Origin of the sequence: Candidatus Hecatella orcuttiae, assembly GCF_002009985.1 — an archaeon.
Lineage (GTDB): Archaea > Thermoproteota > Bathyarchaeia > Hecatellales > Hecatellaceae > Hecatella > Hecatella orcuttiae.
The window spans coordinates 428,371-445,327 of sequence record NZ_MTLX02000002.1 but is presented as its reverse complement, the minus strand read 5'-3'; the positions used below and the strand labels follow the sequence as shown (position 1 = coordinate 445,327).

Here is a 16,957-nt window from a genome sequence, read left to right as displayed (position 1 = left end):
TTCCCGGCTAGGATGGGTGAGGCTTCAGACGTTTCCTCGCCACGAACGCGGCGACGAAGCCTGTTAGGCAGCCTAGAAGCGGCAGGAGGAGGACGGTGGGAAGCGGCAGGGTGGGTGAAGGAGGCTGAGCTGGGGCTGCGGGGGCGGGGAGAGGGGCAGGCACAGGTTCGGGCACGGTTTCGAAGGCTTCCCTCAAGGGTTCTTTGTAGACTATTTCCCCGGGTTGGAGCGCCCAGGGGACTGCGACGGCTCCAAAGCCTAGGGCTACCGCTAGGAGAACAGAGGATAAAAGCTTGAGGTTGAGCTTCAAACCGGCAGCCTCCTTCACCACGGTGCCTCCTTCAAGACGCGGTAGGTTTCATACCAGAGAATGAGGGAGGCGGCGGCGCCGAAGATCAGAGCCACGAGGTTGTGGGCGGAGAGGCTTTGAGGGTAGAGGGCCACGTAGGCGGCTAGCATGGTGGTGAGGAAGACGGCGTAGAACAGGTACCGGGGTAAGACCAGCCGGCCCAGTTTGAGGAAAAGCCTGAGGAAGCCTACTTTGACCTCCCGGGCCACAAGATATTCGCCTCCGGTCTTGTCCAACAGCTTCAGGTCCCTCAGCTTCTCCAGGTGGTGTAAGGCCACGCTGGGGCTGCTGAAGCCCAAGGCCCTCTGAACTTCCCGAACTCCGATGGGATGGTCTCCGCCGCGTTTGAGGAGATACCAGTAAACCCGCAGGGTTTTGCCGCGAAGCACCGCCTCCAAGAAAGCCTCCTCGTCTTTGGACATCAAAAACCCTCTGAGTCCGCCTTCTTCCTAACTCTGGACGGAGCGGATGTAAAAAGTTTGGGGTAGGCTTCCCACGCGAAGCCTTAAACGGCTACTGGAAAGCGTAGGTCACATAGACGGTTACGGTAACCTCCACTTCCCCCGGCAGGATGGGCGTGGGAGCCGGAGTAGGCATCGGCACCGCGGCTTCCATGAAAACCCTGTATTCAGGCTGGTAGCCTACGCTGAGGGAGAGACTGGTAGGGCTGATGAGCTGGACTCCAGCGGCTTCGGCTAGGAGCTGCGCCTTAGCCTCCGCGTCCTCTACCGCCATGGTGGTCGCTTGGTCTTGGAGTGTTTTCCTCAGGTCTTGGGAGAGGGTGAAATACACCGAGGAGATCTGGTTGGCTCCAGCGGCCACGGCTAGGTCGAGGATTCGCCCCACAGCTTCCATGTCGTCTAACTGGACGGTGAGACTGTTTCGACAGAGGTAGCCTAAGATTTCAGCAACACCTCCCCCCGCGGGATACTTGGTCAGAGGGGTGAGGGTGAAACCCGCAGTCCACATGTCCTCCTCTCCTATTCCCACCTCTTGGAGGGCGGCGATCACCCCGGCCATCCGCTCTGCGTTCAGCCTTTGGGCTTCCCCCGCCGACGATGCCCGCGTCTCGACGCCCAGCTGGATCACGGCCAAATCAGGCTCCGCCTTGACGGTTCCGGTTCCTGTTAGGGATATGATATTTTCCCGCTGCTCCGCCAGTTGGGTCGGCTGCCAAGGCGCTGCGGGGAACTCCCCCTTGGGGGCTGCTGCTCTTTCAGCGTAGAGGGGAATCATCAGGGATATGTTGGCAGCCAAGAGAATGAGGGCTGCTACCGCCACGGTGGTGAGGGTAAACCGGTTGGTTTTCTGGCTCAAGACTTCACCTCCTTCTCCCTTTCTCACGGAAAATAACAGCGGCCCGCTTGCCCTTAATCCTACACCTTAGAACAGCCTGTTCTGATCCGTGAACAGGGGAAGCCTCCGGTTAAAGCTTAATTCAGATAACCTCCACATTCTACATGGCAAGGTTAGGTGCATCGTTTTGGGTAGAAGGCGGAGGAAGAAAGTAGTAAAGATAATCAAGCGAACCCTTCCCAAGTTTTTCATCTGCCCCCGGTGCGGAGGACGCTCCATCCACGTAACCATAAGCCCAGGGGAAGGAAACGCCTCAGTCCGCTGCAGCCTCTGCGGTTTGACGGGGGAAGTCCCCGCGCCTCCCGGAAGCCAGCCTGTGGACGTTTACTGCAAGTTCAGCGACATGTTCTACGCGAGAAAAATCGCCTGAAGGGACCTCCATGCCCACGCAAGACCGAAGCCCAGCCTACGCTGAGTACTTCAGCCGACTGGAGGCTCAGCTCAAGGGCCTGTTCGAAACAGCCGACGCCGCCAAGGCCAAGGGCTTCGACCCTAAAGGCTCGGTGGAGGAGGAAATCCGCGTATCCCGAGACCTAGCCGACCGGGTTGAATACATGGTAGGCCCCCCGGGGGTTGGCAGGAAGATCAGGGAGCTGGGACGCTTGGACAGAGCGCCCATGGCCTTCAAGGTCGCGGAGGAAATCGTCTACGGCGCCTTCGGCGTCCTCCCCCCTGAGCAGGCGGCTGAGCAGGCGGTTAAGACGGGAACCGCCATCCTCACCGAGGGAGTCACCGCCGCGCCCATCCAAGGCATAGACAGGGTGGCCGTGAAGCAGCGGAGCGGAGGCCCAGGCCGGGCGCTGAGGCATTTGGCCATCTACTTCGCAGGCCCTATGAGGTCGGCGGGGGGGACGGAGCTGGGGCTGGTGGCTGTGCTGGGGGATTATGTTCGGAGGCTGCTGGGGCTGGAAGCCTACAGGGCTAGGGACGAGGAGGTCTCCCGGTTCATCGAGGAGCTCCGGCTTTACGAGCGGGAGGTCTCCCGGTTTCAGTTTCACGTGGACGACGAAACCCTCACCTACGTCCTCCACCATCTTCCCGTGGAGGTCACCGGCATCCGAACAGACCCGGTGGAGGTAGCGGACTTCAGGAACATCCCCGGGATAGAGACCAACGCGGTGCGGGGAGGCGCCCTCCGGGTGGTCAACGACGGCATCGTCGGCAGGGCTTCCAAGGTTTGGAAGGTGGTCAGGGAGCTGAACCTCACAGGGTGGGACTGGCTGAGGAAGATCACGGCCAGCCGAAGCGAGGAGGAAGCAGAGTCCCCCTACCTCCACGACATCATCGCCGGGCGGCCGGTGTTCTCCTTCCCCTCCACCTCCAAGTACGGCAGCAGGTTTAGGCTCCGCTACGGCCGCGCCCGAAACACCGGCCTGACCAGCGTGGGGGTGCATCCGGCTACTATGACGGTGCTGGGAGGCTTCATGGCTGTGGGAACCCAGCTGCGCTTGGAGTTCCCTGAGAAAGGGGGGATTGTAAGCGCTGTGGACACCGTTGAGCCGCCTGTGGTCCGGCTGAAGTCAGGCTCGGTGGTGAGGGTGGAAACCGTGGAGAAGGCTCAAGCCTTGAAGGGGGAGGTGGACAAAATCCTCTTCCTAGGCGACCTTCTTATTTCTTTTTCCGAGTTTCTGGAGAACGGAAAACCTCTCGCACCCTCAGGGTTCGTGGAGGAATGGTGGGCTTGGGAGCTGAAAAAAGCCCTTGGAGAAAGGGGAGAGGAGACCGCTGGAAACCTAGGGATCCCCTACCTCCGCCTCCAGTCTTTAGCAGACAGCCCCCTAGCTGTCAAGCCCAGCGCGGCGGAGGCCATAAAAATTTCCTCCAAGCTGGGGGTGCCCCTTCACCCCCGCTACACCTACTTCTGGCGGAACATATGCTTGGAGGAGTTCCTACGGCTGAGAAGCCGCCTGGCTGAGGGTGAAATCGAAACGAGGGGAGAGCTGGCTGAGACCATCACCCTAGACCTAGACGCTCAGGTTAAGACGATCTTCGAGAGGCTGCTTCTACCCCACCGGGTTGAGGAGGGTAAGCTGATCGCGGCCGACGGGGACGCTGCCGCCCTAGCCTGGTGCCTGGGCTTAAACAGGGAAATCCCCCGGCTGGAACAGGGCTTGACGGTTCTCCAAGCTGTCAGCGTCACCGCGGGTTTTGAGGTTCGGGACAAATACTCCTGCTTCGTAGGGGCCAGAATGGGGCGGCCTGAAAAGGCTGCGGAGAGAAAGATGAAGCCTCCTGTGCACGTGCTCTTCCCCGTAGGCCTCAGCGGGGGAGCTCAGCGGAACCTCGTGGAGGGAGCTGGGAAGGCGGTGAACGTGGAGCTGGTTAAGCGGAAATGCGGAGGCTGCGGCGGCCTCACACCCCTGCCCTTCTGCCCCAGCTGCGGCTCCAAGACTAGCCTCCACCGGTTCTGCCCCCGATGCCGGAGGCCCCTCTCCGGCGACAGGTGTGCAGCCTGCGGGGTGGAGGGGCGTTTCTACGAGAGGCAGAACATCGACTTGGAGGGCTGGCTGAAGGAGGCGTCCTCCCGCTTGGGGATGTCTCTCCCCCAGCTGGTGAAGGGAGTTAAGGGGCTGATGAACGAGACTAGGATTCCTGAACCCTTGGAGAAGGGGCTTCTGAGGGCGAAATACGGCCTCACCGTCTTCAAGGATGGAACCGTCCGATATGATCTCACCAACGCTCCCCTCACCCACTTCCGCCCTTCGGAGGTGGGGGTTTCCGCGGAGGACCTCCGGAGGCTGGGCTACACCGTGGACAGGGAAGGCCGCCCTCTCACCGGCCCAGACCAGCTTTGCGAGCTTAAGGTTCAGGACATTGTAATCTCTGAGAAATGCGGCGACTACCTTGTTCGGGTAGCTGGGTTTGTGGACGAGCTTCTCCAACGCTTCTACGGGCTTCCGAGGTTTTACAACGCCCAAGAGAGACGGGACCTTCTAGGCCACTTGGTGGTGGGGCTTTCACCTCACACTTCAGCCGGGGTCTTAGGCAGAATTGTCGGCTTCTCCAAGCTGAACGTTTGCTACGCTCATCCCCTTTGGATTTCCGCCAAGCGGAGGGACTGCGACGGCGACGAAGACTGCGTGATGCTGGCGTTGGACGCCTTCCTCAACTTTTCCCGAGACTACTTGCCCGCGCAGATAGGGGGCATCATGGACGCGCCGCTCCTCCTGACGCCTCTGGTCAACCCTTTGGAGGTGGACGACCAGGTTTGGAGCTTAGACCTCTCCCATGTTTACCCCTTGGAATTCTTCCAGAGGACCTGGGAGAAGCTGCCGCCCAGGTTTGTCATGAACCTCCTAGACATGGTTCAGTTCAGGCTGGGAAACCCAGCCCAGTATGAGGGCTACGGCTTCTCCCACGAGGTCTCCGACATCAACTCGGGGGTTGGGGAGAACGTCTACAAGAAGCTGGGGACCATGGAGGAGAAGCTACGGCAGCAGATGGCCTTGATGGAGAAAATCGAGGGAGTGGACGTGAAGGATGTGGCCAAAAGAGTTTTGGCCGTTCACTTCATGAGGGACATCGTCGGCAACCTCAAGGTCTTCGCCTCCCAAGCCTTCCGGTGTAAAAAATGCAACGCAAAACACAGGCGCATCCCTTTGAGGGGTAGATGCTCCAAGTGCGGAGGCGAAATATCCCTAACCGTCTACAAGGGCTCCGTGGAAAAATACCTCAAAGTAGCAGAGTGGCTGGCTGAAACCTACGGGATCAAAGACTACTACCGGCAGCGGATAGAAGTGGTTTCCGAGGAGATCGCAGCGGTCTTCTCGGAGGGAGAAGGTGAAGCGGGGAAAAAGACCCTGGAGCTGACGGAGTTCATGTAGCCGCCGTCGGGGAAAGCCGGTGGAAGCATGTCGGAGGAGCATTTCCACCCCAACGCGTACCTCCCCCGGTGGAGGAATAAAAAGGCGGGGGTTAGAGCCCGAACCCTCATCCTCTACGCCTTGGACAGAAGACAGCTTCCCCTGAGGGACCTCCGCTCGGAAACCCAGCTCACTTCCTCAGCCCTCAACTACCACCTGAAACTTTTGGAGGAGCACAGGCTGGTTCGGAGGGTGCCGGCGGGTAGGGGGAAGACGGTGTGGACTGCCACAGGGCTAGGTCAGCAGTCCATCGTGAGTTAACGGTTGAAGGTTAACGTTAAATACAAGCTTTTCTTTAAAAAATATTATACCGAATTACCCTCAGACATTTTTTTCTTTCCGGAGTAGGAGGATAGGAAAATGGGAGAATCAGCTACCACCACCGACGCTGTTCAAGTCTTCAAGCTGGTGGCCGACAACCCCATCATGAGACGGACTCTCTCAGCCCTCTCCAAGCGTTGCAGCCGAGATGAGGGAAACAGGCTGGAAATAGCCTTGGAGCTCTACACCGGAGTGCGCTCCGAAGCCTGCTTCCGATGCCGGGTGGCCAAGAAGCTCCTCATGCCCGTCCTCAAGGCCGCCACCAAGGCCTTCGGAGTCACCGAGGAGAGGTTGAAGGAGAAGTTTAAGGACCCCTACTGGCGGCGGGGCCTCGTCAACGTCATCAAGGGCATCGGCTGGTTCGGGGTCACCCACCCCTACGTGCCGGGAGCCCCCTTCCAGATAGTCTGGAACATCACCCGAGCCTGCAACATGCGCTGTGTTCACTGCTATGAAAACGCAGGGGCCCCTGGAGAGGATGAACTTTCCACTGAGGAGATCCTCCGGGGAATAGACATCCTAGGCGACGCGGGAGTGCTCATCCTAGCCTTTTCCGGGGGGGAGCCCACCGTTCACCCCGACATCCTCAAGTTTGTGAAACGCGCTTCGGAGAGAGGCATGTACGTGGCCATGGCCACCAACGGCTTGGTCTTCTCCTCCCGGGAGAGGCTGAAGGAGTACAAGCAAGCCGGCCTCCAGTTCGCCCAGATAAGCCTCGACGGAGTCAACCCCAAAACCCACGACGAGTTTCGGGGAGTTCCCGGGGCTTTTGAGAAAACCGTGGAGGGCATAAAAAACTGCGTCGCGGAGGGGCTTTTCGTGGAGATCGCCACCACCCTGACCCGGCAGAACTACAAGGAGATCCCGGCTCTCATCGAGTTTTCCGACAAGCTGGGAGCCGACTGGTTCATGCTCTACAACTTCGTCCCCACTGGGCGGGGTGCGGAGATGGTGGAGGCGGACCTCAGCCCTGAGGAGCGGGAGGAAATCCTAACCCTCTGCTGGAATAAGATGAAGACCATGAGGATCGACGTTCTATCCACGGCTCCCTACTTCGCCCGCATAGCCCAGCAGACGGAGCTGGGGGACCTCAGCCAAGACGAACTCCTCGCCCGCATGGCCCAGCAGGCTGGGGGAGGAGGGGGAGACAGCGACGTGGTGCCCACCCATTTCTACAACCCCAAGCTCTCAGGCCAGCTGAGGAGACTCGCCGACTTCATCGGGGGATGCGGCTGCGGGAGGTTCTACCTCTCCGTGGAGCCCAACGGAGACCTCTATCCCTGCGTCTTCTTCCCCCACGAAGAGCAGGTGAAGGTGGGGAACCTTCTGGAGGATGATTTCGAAGAGCTTTGGAGAAACTCCGAGTTCCTCTGGAAGGTGAGGGACAAGGACCGGCTGGCTGACTACTGCGGCTCATGCCGGTTCCGCTACACCTGCGGAGGCTGCAGGGCTCGAGCCTACAATTATTATAAGGACGTCCTAGCCCCTGACCCCGGCTGCATCCTCAACCGGGAGTACTGGGTGAAGCTTAAAGAATCCGTCAAAACCGAGTACACCGTCCAAGAAACCTGCCAAGGAGACCTCATCCTCTACAGAAAAACTTAGACCCCCTCCGCCTTCACCCTGAAACGCGGCGCTTCCCTTAGCGGAAGGGACACCGGCAGACCTCAGCCCCGCACCGGGGACACCGGCCGTTGTACTTGCTCAGGGCTGCCTTCTCCAAGTCCACCTGAGCCACGTTGGCCAGGGAGCTCAGCCAGGCGGCGACGTCGGCGAACTCGGCCTCCACCGCTTCTCTGTCCCCCTCCACCAAGGCTTTTCCCAGCTCTGAGACTTCCTCCAGCAGCCACATGTAGGTGGGCATGAGGCCCCTCCGACGGTCCCTGTGAAAGTAGATACGGTGCATCATCCTCTGAAACTGGGAGAGCTCCAAGGTTTAAACCCCTTAAACGTAAAAGGATTAGCGGAGCCCCGCCTTAAAACTACCGGCAACCAGGGGAAGGAAGCGGTGAAACTGAAGATAGCTCTCGTCCAGTTTGCCAGACTTCCTGAGAAACGGGAGAACCTCGAGAAGATGCTGCGGACTCTCCGAGGAATCAGAGGCGTAGACCTCGTCTGCCTTCCGGAGGTCTGGCTGGGAGGAGACATCCTCTCCCCGCGGGACGCTGCCTCCCTTCTTTCCCAGCTGGGAAAGGCTGCTAAGGCAGGCGGATTTCACCTTCTAGCCGGAGCCTTCTTCCTCCGACGGGGAGGCCAGGTGTATTCCACAGCGCCTTTCCTAGGTAGGGAGGGGGAGGTTTTAGGCTTCTCGGACAAGCTTTTTCCCTCCCAGGCGGTGGGGGAGAGGGCCTTCTGCTCCCCGGGGCGGAGGCTTCCGGTTTTTCAAGTGAAGGGAACCGGTGTGGGGGCTGTGGTCTGCGTGGACGCTTTGTACCCGGAGGTTTCCAGAAGCCTAGCTCTTCGGGGGGCGAGGGTGCTCCTCAACCCTTCCAACATCCCCGAGGACAGGCTAGCACTCTGGAGGCATGTGGCTGCGGCTCGGGCGGCGGAGAACACCGTCTTCTACGCCTTCGTCAACAACACCGCCACAGCCTACTCCGACGGGAGGAGGGTGGAGGGGGGGAGCTTTATCGTTTCCCCCCAAGGGCAGGTCGTAGCCCAAGCCGGCGGGGGGGAGGAATGCTTGAAGGTGAAACTAGACCTAGCCTCCGTGAACAGAGTTCGGAAACGTTGGCCCTACTTGGCTGACGTGCAAAGGCTTAGACGTAGGCAGGGTTTCTTCCGTTAGTTTTCCTGCCGAGAAGTTAGGTTAACCTAAATATTTATATATTAGGCGAGCCTAACTATTCCTAACCAAAAACAGCCAGCGGGTTCACAGGTCCGGCTACACCGTCGAAGGGAGAACGCCTATGCTTGGACAGTATTTGATAACCTTTCGAGAGGTCCTTGAGGCAGCGCTCATCACAGCCATAATACTGTCCTACTTGGTCAGAACTGGCAGGCGGCCGCTGTCCCGCTACATCTGGTACGGAGCCTACTTGGCAGTGGCCCTGAGCCTAGGCTTAGGGGCATCCATCTGGCTTGCCTACGGGGTGCTGCCCAAGACCGTTCAGGTGCTTTTCGAGGCCACCGCCGCCTTCGTCGCCGTGGTGGTGCTGTCCTCCATGGTCTACTGGATGGCCGCCAAAGGGAAGTACATCAAAAGGGATATGGAGAGGCGTATCGAGGCTGTTGTCACCAAAGGCGCCATCCTCGGCCTGGTGTCCATAGCCTTCATCGTCGTGTTCAGGGAAGGCCTGGAAACCGTGCTCTTCCTGACGCCTTTCTTGCTGAAGGACGCCCTAGGCACCTTCGCCGGGATCGCCGCCGGAACAGCCACAGCGCTCATCCTATCCTACGGCATCTTCGTGGCCGGGATGAGGATCAACCTGCACAGGTTCTTCTACTTCACCAGCATCCTCCTGATCCTCCTAGCCGGAGGCCTCGCTGGCTATGGGGTTCACGAACTGCTGGAGTTCTACGAGCAAACCGGCGTCGAAGCAGGCTGGCTGGGGGAACACGCTTACACCCTGAACATAGCGAAAGGCAGCCTGCTGCACCACAAGGGCATCCTAGGCTCGGTGCTGGCGGTGATGTTCGGCTACACCACCAACGCGGAATGGGCTAGAATAATCGTCCACCTCGCCTACCTGGCGGTGGCAATCCCCTTGGTGGTCTGGGTCTACCGAAAAGACCACATGCCCCTATAACTTGCCGGAGAAACATAGATTCCCCAGGCATCCATTTAAATTATCAAGCCTTCTAGACAGTACTGAGAATCATTGCAATCTGGATGATTTCGTTTTGGCCATTACACAGATCATGTTTATATTGTAATTTGACCATTATAATGGTCAAATTACAATAAGTCTCGACCATTATACTGTACAATTTATTGGTGAGGGATTTGGTTAGAAGCGGAAACAGCGAGGCATGTAAGCTCGATGAAATTGAATTGTTAAGGGTCCTGTACATATATAATCCTTGGTGGGATTCAGGGAAAGTTCCTTCCACCAAAGCTCCAGAATTTAAAAGGCGGGACTATTATAAACTTCTCAAAACGGTTGAAAATCAAAAGATAACAGCCATTGTGGGAGCAAGAAGGATCGGAAAAACCACTTTAATGTATCAGTTAATCGAGCACGTTATTTCAAAGGTTGGACCGTCAAGAGTTATGTATGTTTCCTTGGACGACCTGTATCTCAAGATCACGATCGAATCCTTGAAAGCTATTTTTGACCTGTATTCAAAATACATCCTTAAGGAATCCCTTTTCCGCTTAGAAAAACCGGTCTATTTTTTCTTGGATGAAATACAGTTCCTCCAAAACTGGGAAAGCGTCCTGAAACGCTGGTTTGACCTAGGATATAATGTAAAATTTTTCATATCAGGCTCCTCAAGCGTTAACATTTTGACGGGGACCGCAGAATCGCTTGTCGGAAGAATTGCTCCTCAAATAGTTTTCCCCATGAAATTCTTAGAGACAGTTAGGTTTCGCGTGAAAGAGAAGAGCTTTGAAAAGCGCCTCGATAATGTCAACTGGCAGGTCAGAAAATCACTTCAAGACGGAATTCGCAGAGAGAACCCGTACATCTTTTACTCCGCGCTTCAAGATAATGCTAACATTTTAGCAAGAGACATAGATCGCTTCATCCTCTCTTTACAGGATTATTTAGTAAAAGGAGGATATCCTGAAGTTGTAGCAGCCGAGGACTTGTACCAATCCGCGGAGAACCTCAGGAATTATCTCCACCTGACAATATACAGAGATATAGTTCGGACGTTCAATATCAGAGACCCAGTAGCCTTCGAAGAACTTATCACGGTCTTAGCAAAGGAGAGCTCCCACCGGATGAACTATTCTGAACTGGCCAACACCCTAGGGCTTAAGAGGCAAACCTTGAAAGCCTATCTCTATTATCTCAAAACTGCTTTTTTAATATCCGAATCCGAGTACTACTCTCGCAGCCGAATGAAGAGAATACGAAGGGAAAAGAAAGTCTACGTCAACGACCCTGGTATACGAAATGTTACTGTTGCAGCCTTTAGTGAATACCTTCTGAAAGACAGCGCGGAACTGGGAAAAGTAGTTGAAAGTGTGGTGGCAGACCATTGTAAACGGCTTAAGTTCAACCTTGAGCCTGCCTCAGAGCTGCAACTTTTTTACTGGAAAAGCCAAGGATACGAAACCGACATCATAATAGAGCTACTTCAAAGACCAATCCCCATAGAAGTGAAATACAAGGACAGAATAAGCGAAAAGGACTTGAGAGGTTTAAGGGACTTCGCTCAAAAACACAGACCACCCTTCAGCCTAGTTGTCACACGGGAAAAACTCGAACTTTCAGGAAACACAGTCCGCATTCCACTGTGGCTGTTTTTAATCATGTGCTAAGAGTTAGTGGACCGGCCGGGATTTGAACCCGGGACCTCTCGGTTGCAAACCGAGCGTTGGCGCAGGCCTTTTTCAGGTCTTTCATGCCGCTGAACTACCGGCCCCAACTTAAGGGTGAAAAGGTGGAAAATTTAACCTTTCCGCTGTCCCCGGAGGGGCTAGAGGCTTCCGTCGACGTAGGTGGTGTGCTCTGAGTTGTAGGTGATTTCCAGCTTGAGCTGGGTTTTGTTGACGGCTTGGCTGCCGCTGGTGTCGCGGGCCAGCGTGCTGGGGGGCATTTTGACGGCGAAGCCTAGGCGTTTCAGGCAGCCGTAGTTGAGGGAGTAGGTGATGTCTGGCGGCGGTGAAGACCATTTGCCGGGGGTTTGGCCTCTCTCCCCTAGAGAGTAGTAGGCGAATTGGTCGTTGTACCAGTTGCCTCCGTAGGCTTCGCTCGCCTTTGTGCCGTCGAGGAAGTACAGGTCTACGCCGGCAGACCAAGGGCTCAGGTCTGTGGCTTCCACCCCGGGGCCGACGACCCAGCCGGACCCATCCCATGAATACAGGCGCACATTAATATCGGCCGTGTTTAGCGTGTCAGGGACGAAGACCTCCACCGCAACCCACTGGCCCACGTCCAGCACCATGCGGTCGAGGTAGAAGGGAGCCCATGGGTTGCCCTCGTCGGTGGTGAGATAGACGGCTTTGACGTTTGTCAAATCCGGCGACCCGACTTTCGGCATAGCTCTCAACGGGTAAACCAGCCGCTTCCACCCCGTCCAAGTGTCGTCGATGTAAGCGAAGTATTTGTTGGAGGCATCAGGCGCCCTAATGTCTAGGGCCATCTTTCCGCCGCTGTTGGAGCCGTAAAGCCAGAGGGCGACGAACTCGTAGCCAGACCAGTCCTGCCCTGCGGCCCAGCTGTGGTAGATTCCGAACACATCGTAGGAGCCGGATGTCTGGGAGACTTTGGCTGACGAAGTTCCCTTCTTCACAACGGTTGACTCCTCGGTCAGGGAGGCAGCGCTGGAGCCTGAGCCCCATCCCGTCGTCGACCAAAACGCCTCATCGTCGTCGTAGAGAACCGCAGGTGAGGTTTCCTCGAGGGCGTTGACGAGGATGAATTCGTAGGCGAACTTCTTCCCGCCGCGGTCCCAGCTCCATCCATGCCGGGCCCAGAGGGGGCTGAACAGCTGGCTGCGCAGAGCCGCGTAGTCTAAGTCAGCCAAGTAGGCGTCGGTGCCCTGGTTGACCGCTGTGCGGCCCCAAGCCGGCAGCTCGGTGAGTTCGAGGCGGTAGCGGACGGCGGTCTCTCCGCCTTGGTAGGGAATCTCCAAGTCCGTAAGCTTGCCGAAGGCCTCGTATTTCGCCGTCTCCAAGGCGGTGAGCTCTTGGCTGTGGTAGAGGTTTAGCAGCTTCTGGAGGTTGGCCTGCGCCTCCGACCCGTCCAGCCAGCCTTCGAGGATGTGAAGGGTTTCAGCGGGGCCTAGGCTGGGCAGGTGCACTTCGCCTCCGGCCACCTTCCGGCGGCTGAAGGTCTTCAGCGGATGGCGGGTTAGGCGGTGGACGTTGCCCGCGGCCAGCAGGTCGAGGGTGTTGCTGTCCATGCCGATTTTGACCTTGGGAGCCGTCATGCTACCTCAACCTCAGGTAGGCCTTGATCCTCCTTACCTCCTCTTGGAGGTCGGAGACAGGGGGGTTCTCCTGCTGGAGAAAGCGGGAGGCCCGGGTGGCGAGGATGGCCTCCGCCAGCCTGTCGGGGACCTCCACCACCGCCTTAGCCGGGATCACCCACCTTCGGCCTCGGACGGTGACTTGGTAGGGGCGGCTGCGGGGATTGCGGAGCTTCAACTCAGGCTAACCCCTTGAGCCAGCGTTGCAGCTGGCCTGTCTTGAGCAGTTCGTCGGGGAGGTCGGTGAGGCGGGTGGCCAGCTCCAGCTCCCACTGCTCCCCTTCTTCGGCTGTGAACCTGATGGTCTTGACCTTCACCCGGTAGCTGCCCTCCAGCCCGGTGTGGGGGTCGGTGACGGTGATGATGTCGCCTACTTGGAAGTCGTAGACGGGGAGGACTTGGAGGACGATCTTCTCCACGGGGTCCTTGTACTTGGCTAGGAGGTTCTGAGCCGTGGTCCTAGCTGCGTCCGCGGTGTCGATTTCCTTGTCCACGTAGACGGCTTCATGCAGCCCATAGGCTGCCTGGCTAGCCGGGTCTTCCTCCGTCTCCTCCACCCGGCTGGCAGCTTCCCCGGCTCCGATGACGGTGATACGGTTGGCCAGCTGGAAGGTTTCCGTAACCCGGGAGACGGTTACATCCCGCTCCGCTTGGTAGCGCACCGTCCCAGAAAGGTCGGAGCCCCTTTGGGGTTGGAAGTGGAGGGCTCCCGCGGAGTCCACCCACCATTCGGCTCCCAGCATGGCGGCCAGCCGGTTGACGGCTTCAAACCGGTATTCGTAGTCCACGGTGAAGTCGGTGTAGTCGCTGTGGTGGGTGACGGACCATTCTAGGAGTTCGGGGCTGGGTTTGTCGTGGATGACGATGTTGCTGTCGGCGGTGCTGTCGTCCGTGTAGGCTGTTCCATCGTAGCTTGTTTCGACGCCTTCCCAGTTTTCCCCGTAGGAGTTTCTGTAACGTCTCATCCTGATCCAGTTGTCAGTGGAGCCGCCATAATATTCAACCATAATTCTAACTTCTTCGTTGACGGTAGGAGGATTAGTGAGTTTGAAAACCTGCCAATTCCCAGAATCGGTAGGAAGAGAGGCAACGTCGAAGCTTTCCTCGTAGATAATCGAATCGTCTGAGGTTCTTCTTATCCTCAGATACGCCGTACCGGTGGGGCTGCCTTCCTTGTGGATGGCGAAAATTATTGTGTGGAGGGTTTTGTTGGGCACAGTAATCTTCTGGCCTCGCCGAGGATATGATGCGTAAATGACACCCGTGCTGCTTTCTAGGGCGGTTCCATCAACCCAAGGGGCTGCCGTCAGGTTGCATCTGACCTTTAGGGATGACTCTGCTAGGGCGGATAGGTCGTAGGGCAGCTGAGCTGGTGTGATGCCGCCTACAAGCGTGTTGTCCGCCGAATCCAAGATGTCGAAGGTGATGGTTTGGTTTTTTTCATCCACAGCAGCATTAAATTCAATCCAACTTTGCCAGTTTACAGGCGCTATCAACGTCGACTTGATGTTTCCTGTCTTGGTTGCACCCGCGTAGGTTAGCACGACTTTAGCCGCCGTCCCCGTCCCAGCAACCTCCACATCCGTCAGGACGTCGCCGCCGAAGTCTGCGTCCGTGGTCTGAAGCCACCGGTGCCACACTTGGAAGGGGTCGGCGATCGCCCCCTCGGTCAGGCCTGTGCCGGCGATGAGGTCTTGGAGGATGGTGCGGACTTTGGTCTCAGTCCACGTCTGCGCGCCGGTGAGGTGGCGGAACAGCTTCTGGCTGAGGTCCCTAGACCCTAGGACCAGCCTCTCGCCTTCCTCCCCGAACACCGCCTGCCGGCGTTCCAGGAGGCCGCTGAAGATTTTCACCCCGTCCCTGTAGATGTCCACGGGGTCTTCGAAGGCCGGCGCTGCCTCCACCTTGGGCAGCTCCACGGTGAACTCGTCAGGGGGGTCAACCGACTGGCGGAGGGTCAGGGCTGTGAACGGGTAGTCCACGCCGGCTATCTTGACGGTGAATCGGGCCATTTAGAGGGGTCCCTTCCTGAGGGTTGCAGCGTCCACCACCGCCACGCCCACCCGCTTGGCAAGGCGGACCTCGTCGGCGGGGCTTTGAATTTGGTTGTTCATGATGATGGTGATGCCTCTGACCTCGGCGATGGCGGCCTCATAGCGCCGCACCGCAGGATGCTCAGGGCCGTAGCCGTAGACCTCCCGGCTGACGCGGAGGCTTTCCTCCAAGCCCCGGAGATACTCAGCCCGAGGGATGCTGGCGGCTAGGATTTGGCCGCGGGATGTGACCCCGGCGAAGCCTCCCCGAGCCAAGGCCGGAGCCACAGCGGTTTCAGCGAAGAACCTAGCTGCCTTCTGGGACACGGTCATCTTGGCCAAGATGGCCTGGGTGTAGGCGGCGATGCGGTGGGAGGCGAAATGCCAGAGGGCCACGGTTTCCCCCAGCCCCTTGGCGGTGACGGCTTCGAGACGGTGCATGAGCTCAGGGAAGACGGACCGTCCAACCAAGGCGTCGTAGAGCCTCTTGGCGCCTTCCACGATGGGGCCGAGGGTGCGGTCCCAAAGCCACGTCACCCTGTCCGCCAGCCACTGGAAACCACCCACAATCGCCTCCAACGTCGGCTGAATGTAGTGGGTGTAGACGCTGCTGAACCACTCCACCACCGCGCCGACCTTTTCGCGGATCCCACCCCAGTTCTGGGTCCACGCCAGGTAGAGGGTCGCAGCAGCGGCGATCAGCAGCCCTAAGGGGCCGAGCATTCCGTAGGAGGCGGTGCGGATGCTGTGCATGGCCGCCACCACCTTGGGGGCGACGGAGACCAGGCCGCCCATGCCCTTCATGCCCTGCAGCGCCTGCATGCTGCCCATCACCGCCGGCAGCACCGACATGGCCATCTGAATGTAGGCTTTGTTCACCTCGTAGGCGGCGAGGCGCTGCTGGGCGGTGGCCAGTTTCTCCTGGGCGATGCGGTATTCCTCGCTGCCTTCTTTTCCCGCCTCAGCCAGCTTGTTCAGCCTCAGCTGGGCGGCGGCCACAGCGTCCTGAGCCGCCTTGTAGCTGGCTTGGAGGGCGGCCACCCGGGCTTGCACGGTGCCGATGCGGTCGTAGGCGTTGTAGAGGTTCATGGCGCTGGCGGCCAGCGTGGTCATGCCCATGGAGACTTGGCTGAAGCTGACTTGGCTGGTGCGGGCGGCCGCGGCCATGCGTTGGCCCATGCGGTCGGCTGCTTGGCCGGCGCCTCGAGCTGAGGCCTGTGCCTGCTGGCTGAAGCTGCGCACGTCCCGTTGGGCTTCGGCTAGGACGGCTTTGGCCTTGTTCTGGGCTTCGAGGATGATGGCGACGCGGGCTTGCTCTGCGCTCATTTTTTCACCAGCCTAACCTCTCGGATGGATTTGAGGGGGACAGCGAACAGCCGGCTGCGGGTTTGGATGACCAGCAGCCTGTAGCCTAGGTCCCTGGCGTTTTTCAGAATGTCACCTATCTGCTCCGCGGCCGTCTTCACCACCCAAGGACCGGGGTTGCTGAAAGAGTTAAAGGGCTGAGTTTCGCGAATCATTTTAGGGGAGGCCATGAAGGTCAAATGCGCCTCCTGCGGGGAGGTCAGGGAAATACCAGGAGACACCAAGGTTGAAATCAAAGGCGGCCGCCTGTTCGTCGTCACCGGCAGCCGCTGCTGGAAGTGCGGAAGCTACGCCATCTGGTTTCCAGACTTGAAAACCTAGCCTCCGGCCGCGGTTACTCCGTCCTCCGGCCTTCGGAGAGCCCCACCCCGGACCGGCTTCTCCTGCTTGGACAGCAGGAGCAGGGATAAGGCGACCAAAATGAGGCCGTAGAGGCCGTGGTCCAAGAGGTGGGGAGGATAGGTGTAGAGAGCCCCGTAGCGAAGCAGCTTCTCCGCCATGAGCCCCACGCCCACCGCCCATAAGACGGCTCCCAAGCCGGTTCGAAGCTTCACATCCTCCACCGTCCACCTGCTAGAGGCCCA

18 protein-coding genes and 1 tRNA gene are annotated in these 16,957 nt (G+C 58.4%); 8 read left to right on the top strand and 11 right to left on the bottom strand.

Annotation, left to right across the window (positions count from 1 at the left end; genetic code table 11):
* Positions 1-7: 7 nt before the first annotated feature.
* The 3 genes from BWM17_RS02605 to BWM17_RS02595 all read right to left on the bottom strand — a co-directional run bounded on the left by BWM17_RS02605 (position 8) and on the right by BWM17_RS02595 (position 1,666).
* Positions 8-331, bottom strand: coding sequence for a hypothetical protein (locus BWM17_RS02605; RefSeq protein ID WP_309492334.1), 324 nt, complete (start codon positions 329-331; stop codon positions 8-10).
* On the bottom strand, positions 325-771 hold the full coding sequence (locus BWM17_RS02600; RefSeq protein ID WP_309492333.1) for a hypothetical protein: 447 nt from the start codon (positions 769-771) through the stop codon (positions 325-327). The genes BWM17_RS02605 and BWM17_RS02600 overlap by 7 nt, the downstream gene beginning before the upstream one ends.
* A gap of 91 nt (positions 772-862) precedes the next feature.
* Positions 863-1,666: an SIMPL domain-containing protein gene (locus BWM17_RS02595; RefSeq protein ID WP_309492332.1), complete on the bottom strand. Its 804-nt coding sequence runs from the start codon at positions 1,664-1,666 to the stop codon at positions 863-865.
* 166 nt (positions 1,667-1,832) lie between these two features.
* Between BWM17_RS02595 and BWM17_RS02590 the strand changes: the two genes are divergently transcribed.
* The 4 genes from BWM17_RS02590 (at position 1,833) to BWM17_RS02575 (ending at position 7,494) form a co-directional block, all read left to right on the top strand.
* Complete coding sequence (locus BWM17_RS02590; protein ID WP_309492331.1) at positions 1,833-2,075, top strand: hypothetical protein; 243 nt, start codon at positions 1,833-1,835, stop codon at positions 2,073-2,075.
* Positions 2,076-2,085: 10 nt separating this feature from the next.
* Positions 2,086-5,529 (top strand): DNA polymerase II large subunit, encoded by a 3,444-nt coding sequence (locus BWM17_RS02585; RefSeq protein ID WP_309492330.1) that lies wholly within the window; start codon positions 2,086-2,088, stop codon positions 5,527-5,529.
* Between the two features lie 27 nt (positions 5,530-5,556).
* Positions 5,557-5,829 (top strand): winged helix-turn-helix domain-containing protein, encoded by a 273-nt coding sequence (locus BWM17_RS02580; RefSeq protein ID WP_309492329.1) that lies wholly within the window; start codon positions 5,557-5,559, stop codon positions 5,827-5,829.
* 99 nt (positions 5,830-5,928) lie between these two features.
* Positions 5,929-7,494 (top strand): radical SAM/SPASM domain-containing protein, encoded by a 1,566-nt coding sequence (locus tag BWM17_RS02575; RefSeq protein ID WP_309492328.1) that lies wholly within the window; start codon positions 5,929-5,931, stop codon positions 7,492-7,494.
* A gap of 37 nt (positions 7,495-7,531) precedes the next feature.
* Here the strand turns inward: BWM17_RS02575 and BWM17_RS02570 are convergent, their stop codons facing one another.
* Positions 7,532-7,822, bottom strand: a complete 291-nt coding sequence (locus BWM17_RS02570) for a MazG nucleotide pyrophosphohydrolase domain-containing protein (RefSeq protein WP_309492327.1) — start codon at positions 7,820-7,822, stop codon at positions 7,532-7,534.
* Positions 7,823-7,897: 75 nt separating this feature from the next.
* Here BWM17_RS02570 and BWM17_RS02565 point away from each other — a divergent pair, with 75 nt between their 5' ends.
* The 3 genes from BWM17_RS02565 to BWM17_RS02555 all read left to right on the top strand — a co-directional run bounded on the left by BWM17_RS02565 (position 7,898) and on the right by BWM17_RS02555 (position 11,323).
* Complete coding sequence (locus BWM17_RS02565; protein ID WP_309492326.1) at positions 7,898-8,677, top strand: carbon-nitrogen hydrolase family protein; 780 nt, start codon at positions 7,898-7,900, stop codon at positions 8,675-8,677.
* A gap of 121 nt (positions 8,678-8,798) precedes the next feature.
* Positions 8,799-9,638: an FTR1 family iron permease gene (locus BWM17_RS02560; protein WP_309492325.1), complete on the top strand. Its 840-nt coding sequence runs from the start codon at positions 8,799-8,801 to the stop codon at positions 9,636-9,638.
* 197 nt (positions 9,639-9,835) lie between these two features.
* Positions 9,836-11,323, top strand: coding sequence for an ATP-binding protein (locus tag BWM17_RS02555; protein WP_309492324.1), 1,488 nt, complete (start codon positions 9,836-9,838; stop codon positions 11,321-11,323).
* A gap of 7 nt (positions 11,324-11,330) precedes the next feature.
* Here BWM17_RS02555 and BWM17_RS02550 read toward each other — a convergent pair.
* From BWM17_RS02550 to BWM17_RS02525, 6 genes are all read right to left on the bottom strand, one after another.
* Positions 11,331-11,427 (bottom strand) — tRNA-Ala (locus tag BWM17_RS02550).
* Positions 11,428-11,481: 54 nt separating this feature from the next.
* The gene (locus BWM17_RS02545) at positions 11,482-12,936 is read right to left on the bottom strand and encodes a carbohydrate binding domain-containing protein (protein ID WP_309492323.1); all 1,455 of its coding nucleotides are present in this window, start codon (positions 12,934-12,936) and stop codon (positions 11,482-11,484) included.
* Between the two features lies 1 nt (position 12,937).
* Positions 12,938-13,153 carry a hypothetical protein gene (locus tag BWM17_RS02540; protein ID WP_309492322.1) on the bottom strand — a complete coding sequence of 72 codons (216 nt, stop codon included), beginning with the start codon at positions 13,151-13,153 and terminating at the stop codon, positions 12,938-12,940.
* A gap of 1 nt (position 13,154) precedes the next feature.
* Complete coding sequence (locus BWM17_RS02535) at positions 13,155-14,987, bottom strand: phage tail protein (protein WP_309492321.1); 1,833 nt, start codon at positions 14,985-14,987, stop codon at positions 13,155-13,157.
* Positions 14,988-16,334 carry a hypothetical protein gene (locus BWM17_RS02530; protein WP_309492320.1) on the bottom strand — a complete coding sequence of 449 codons (1,347 nt, stop codon included), beginning with the start codon at positions 16,332-16,334 and terminating at the stop codon, positions 14,988-14,990. It lies immediately after the preceding gene.
* A complete protein-coding gene (locus tag BWM17_RS02525) occupies positions 16,331-16,543 on the bottom strand; it encodes a hypothetical protein (protein ID WP_309492318.1) in 213 nt (70 codons plus the stop codon). The genes BWM17_RS02530 and BWM17_RS02525 overlap by 4 nt, the downstream gene beginning before the upstream one ends.
* Here BWM17_RS02525 and BWM17_RS02520 point away from each other — a divergent pair.
* Complete coding sequence (locus BWM17_RS02520; RefSeq protein ID WP_309492317.1) at positions 16,542-16,694, top strand: hypothetical protein; 153 nt, start codon at positions 16,542-16,544, stop codon at positions 16,692-16,694. The genes BWM17_RS02525 and BWM17_RS02520 overlap by 2 nt on opposite strands.
* On the opposite strand, the gene BWM17_RS02515 is transcribed toward BWM17_RS02520, so the two are convergent.
* Positions 16,691-16,936, bottom strand: a complete 246-nt coding sequence (locus BWM17_RS02515; protein WP_309492316.1) for a hypothetical protein — start codon at positions 16,934-16,936, stop codon at positions 16,691-16,693. The genes BWM17_RS02520 and BWM17_RS02515 overlap by 4 nt on opposite strands.
* Between the last annotated feature and the right edge of the window lie 21 nt (positions 16,937-16,957).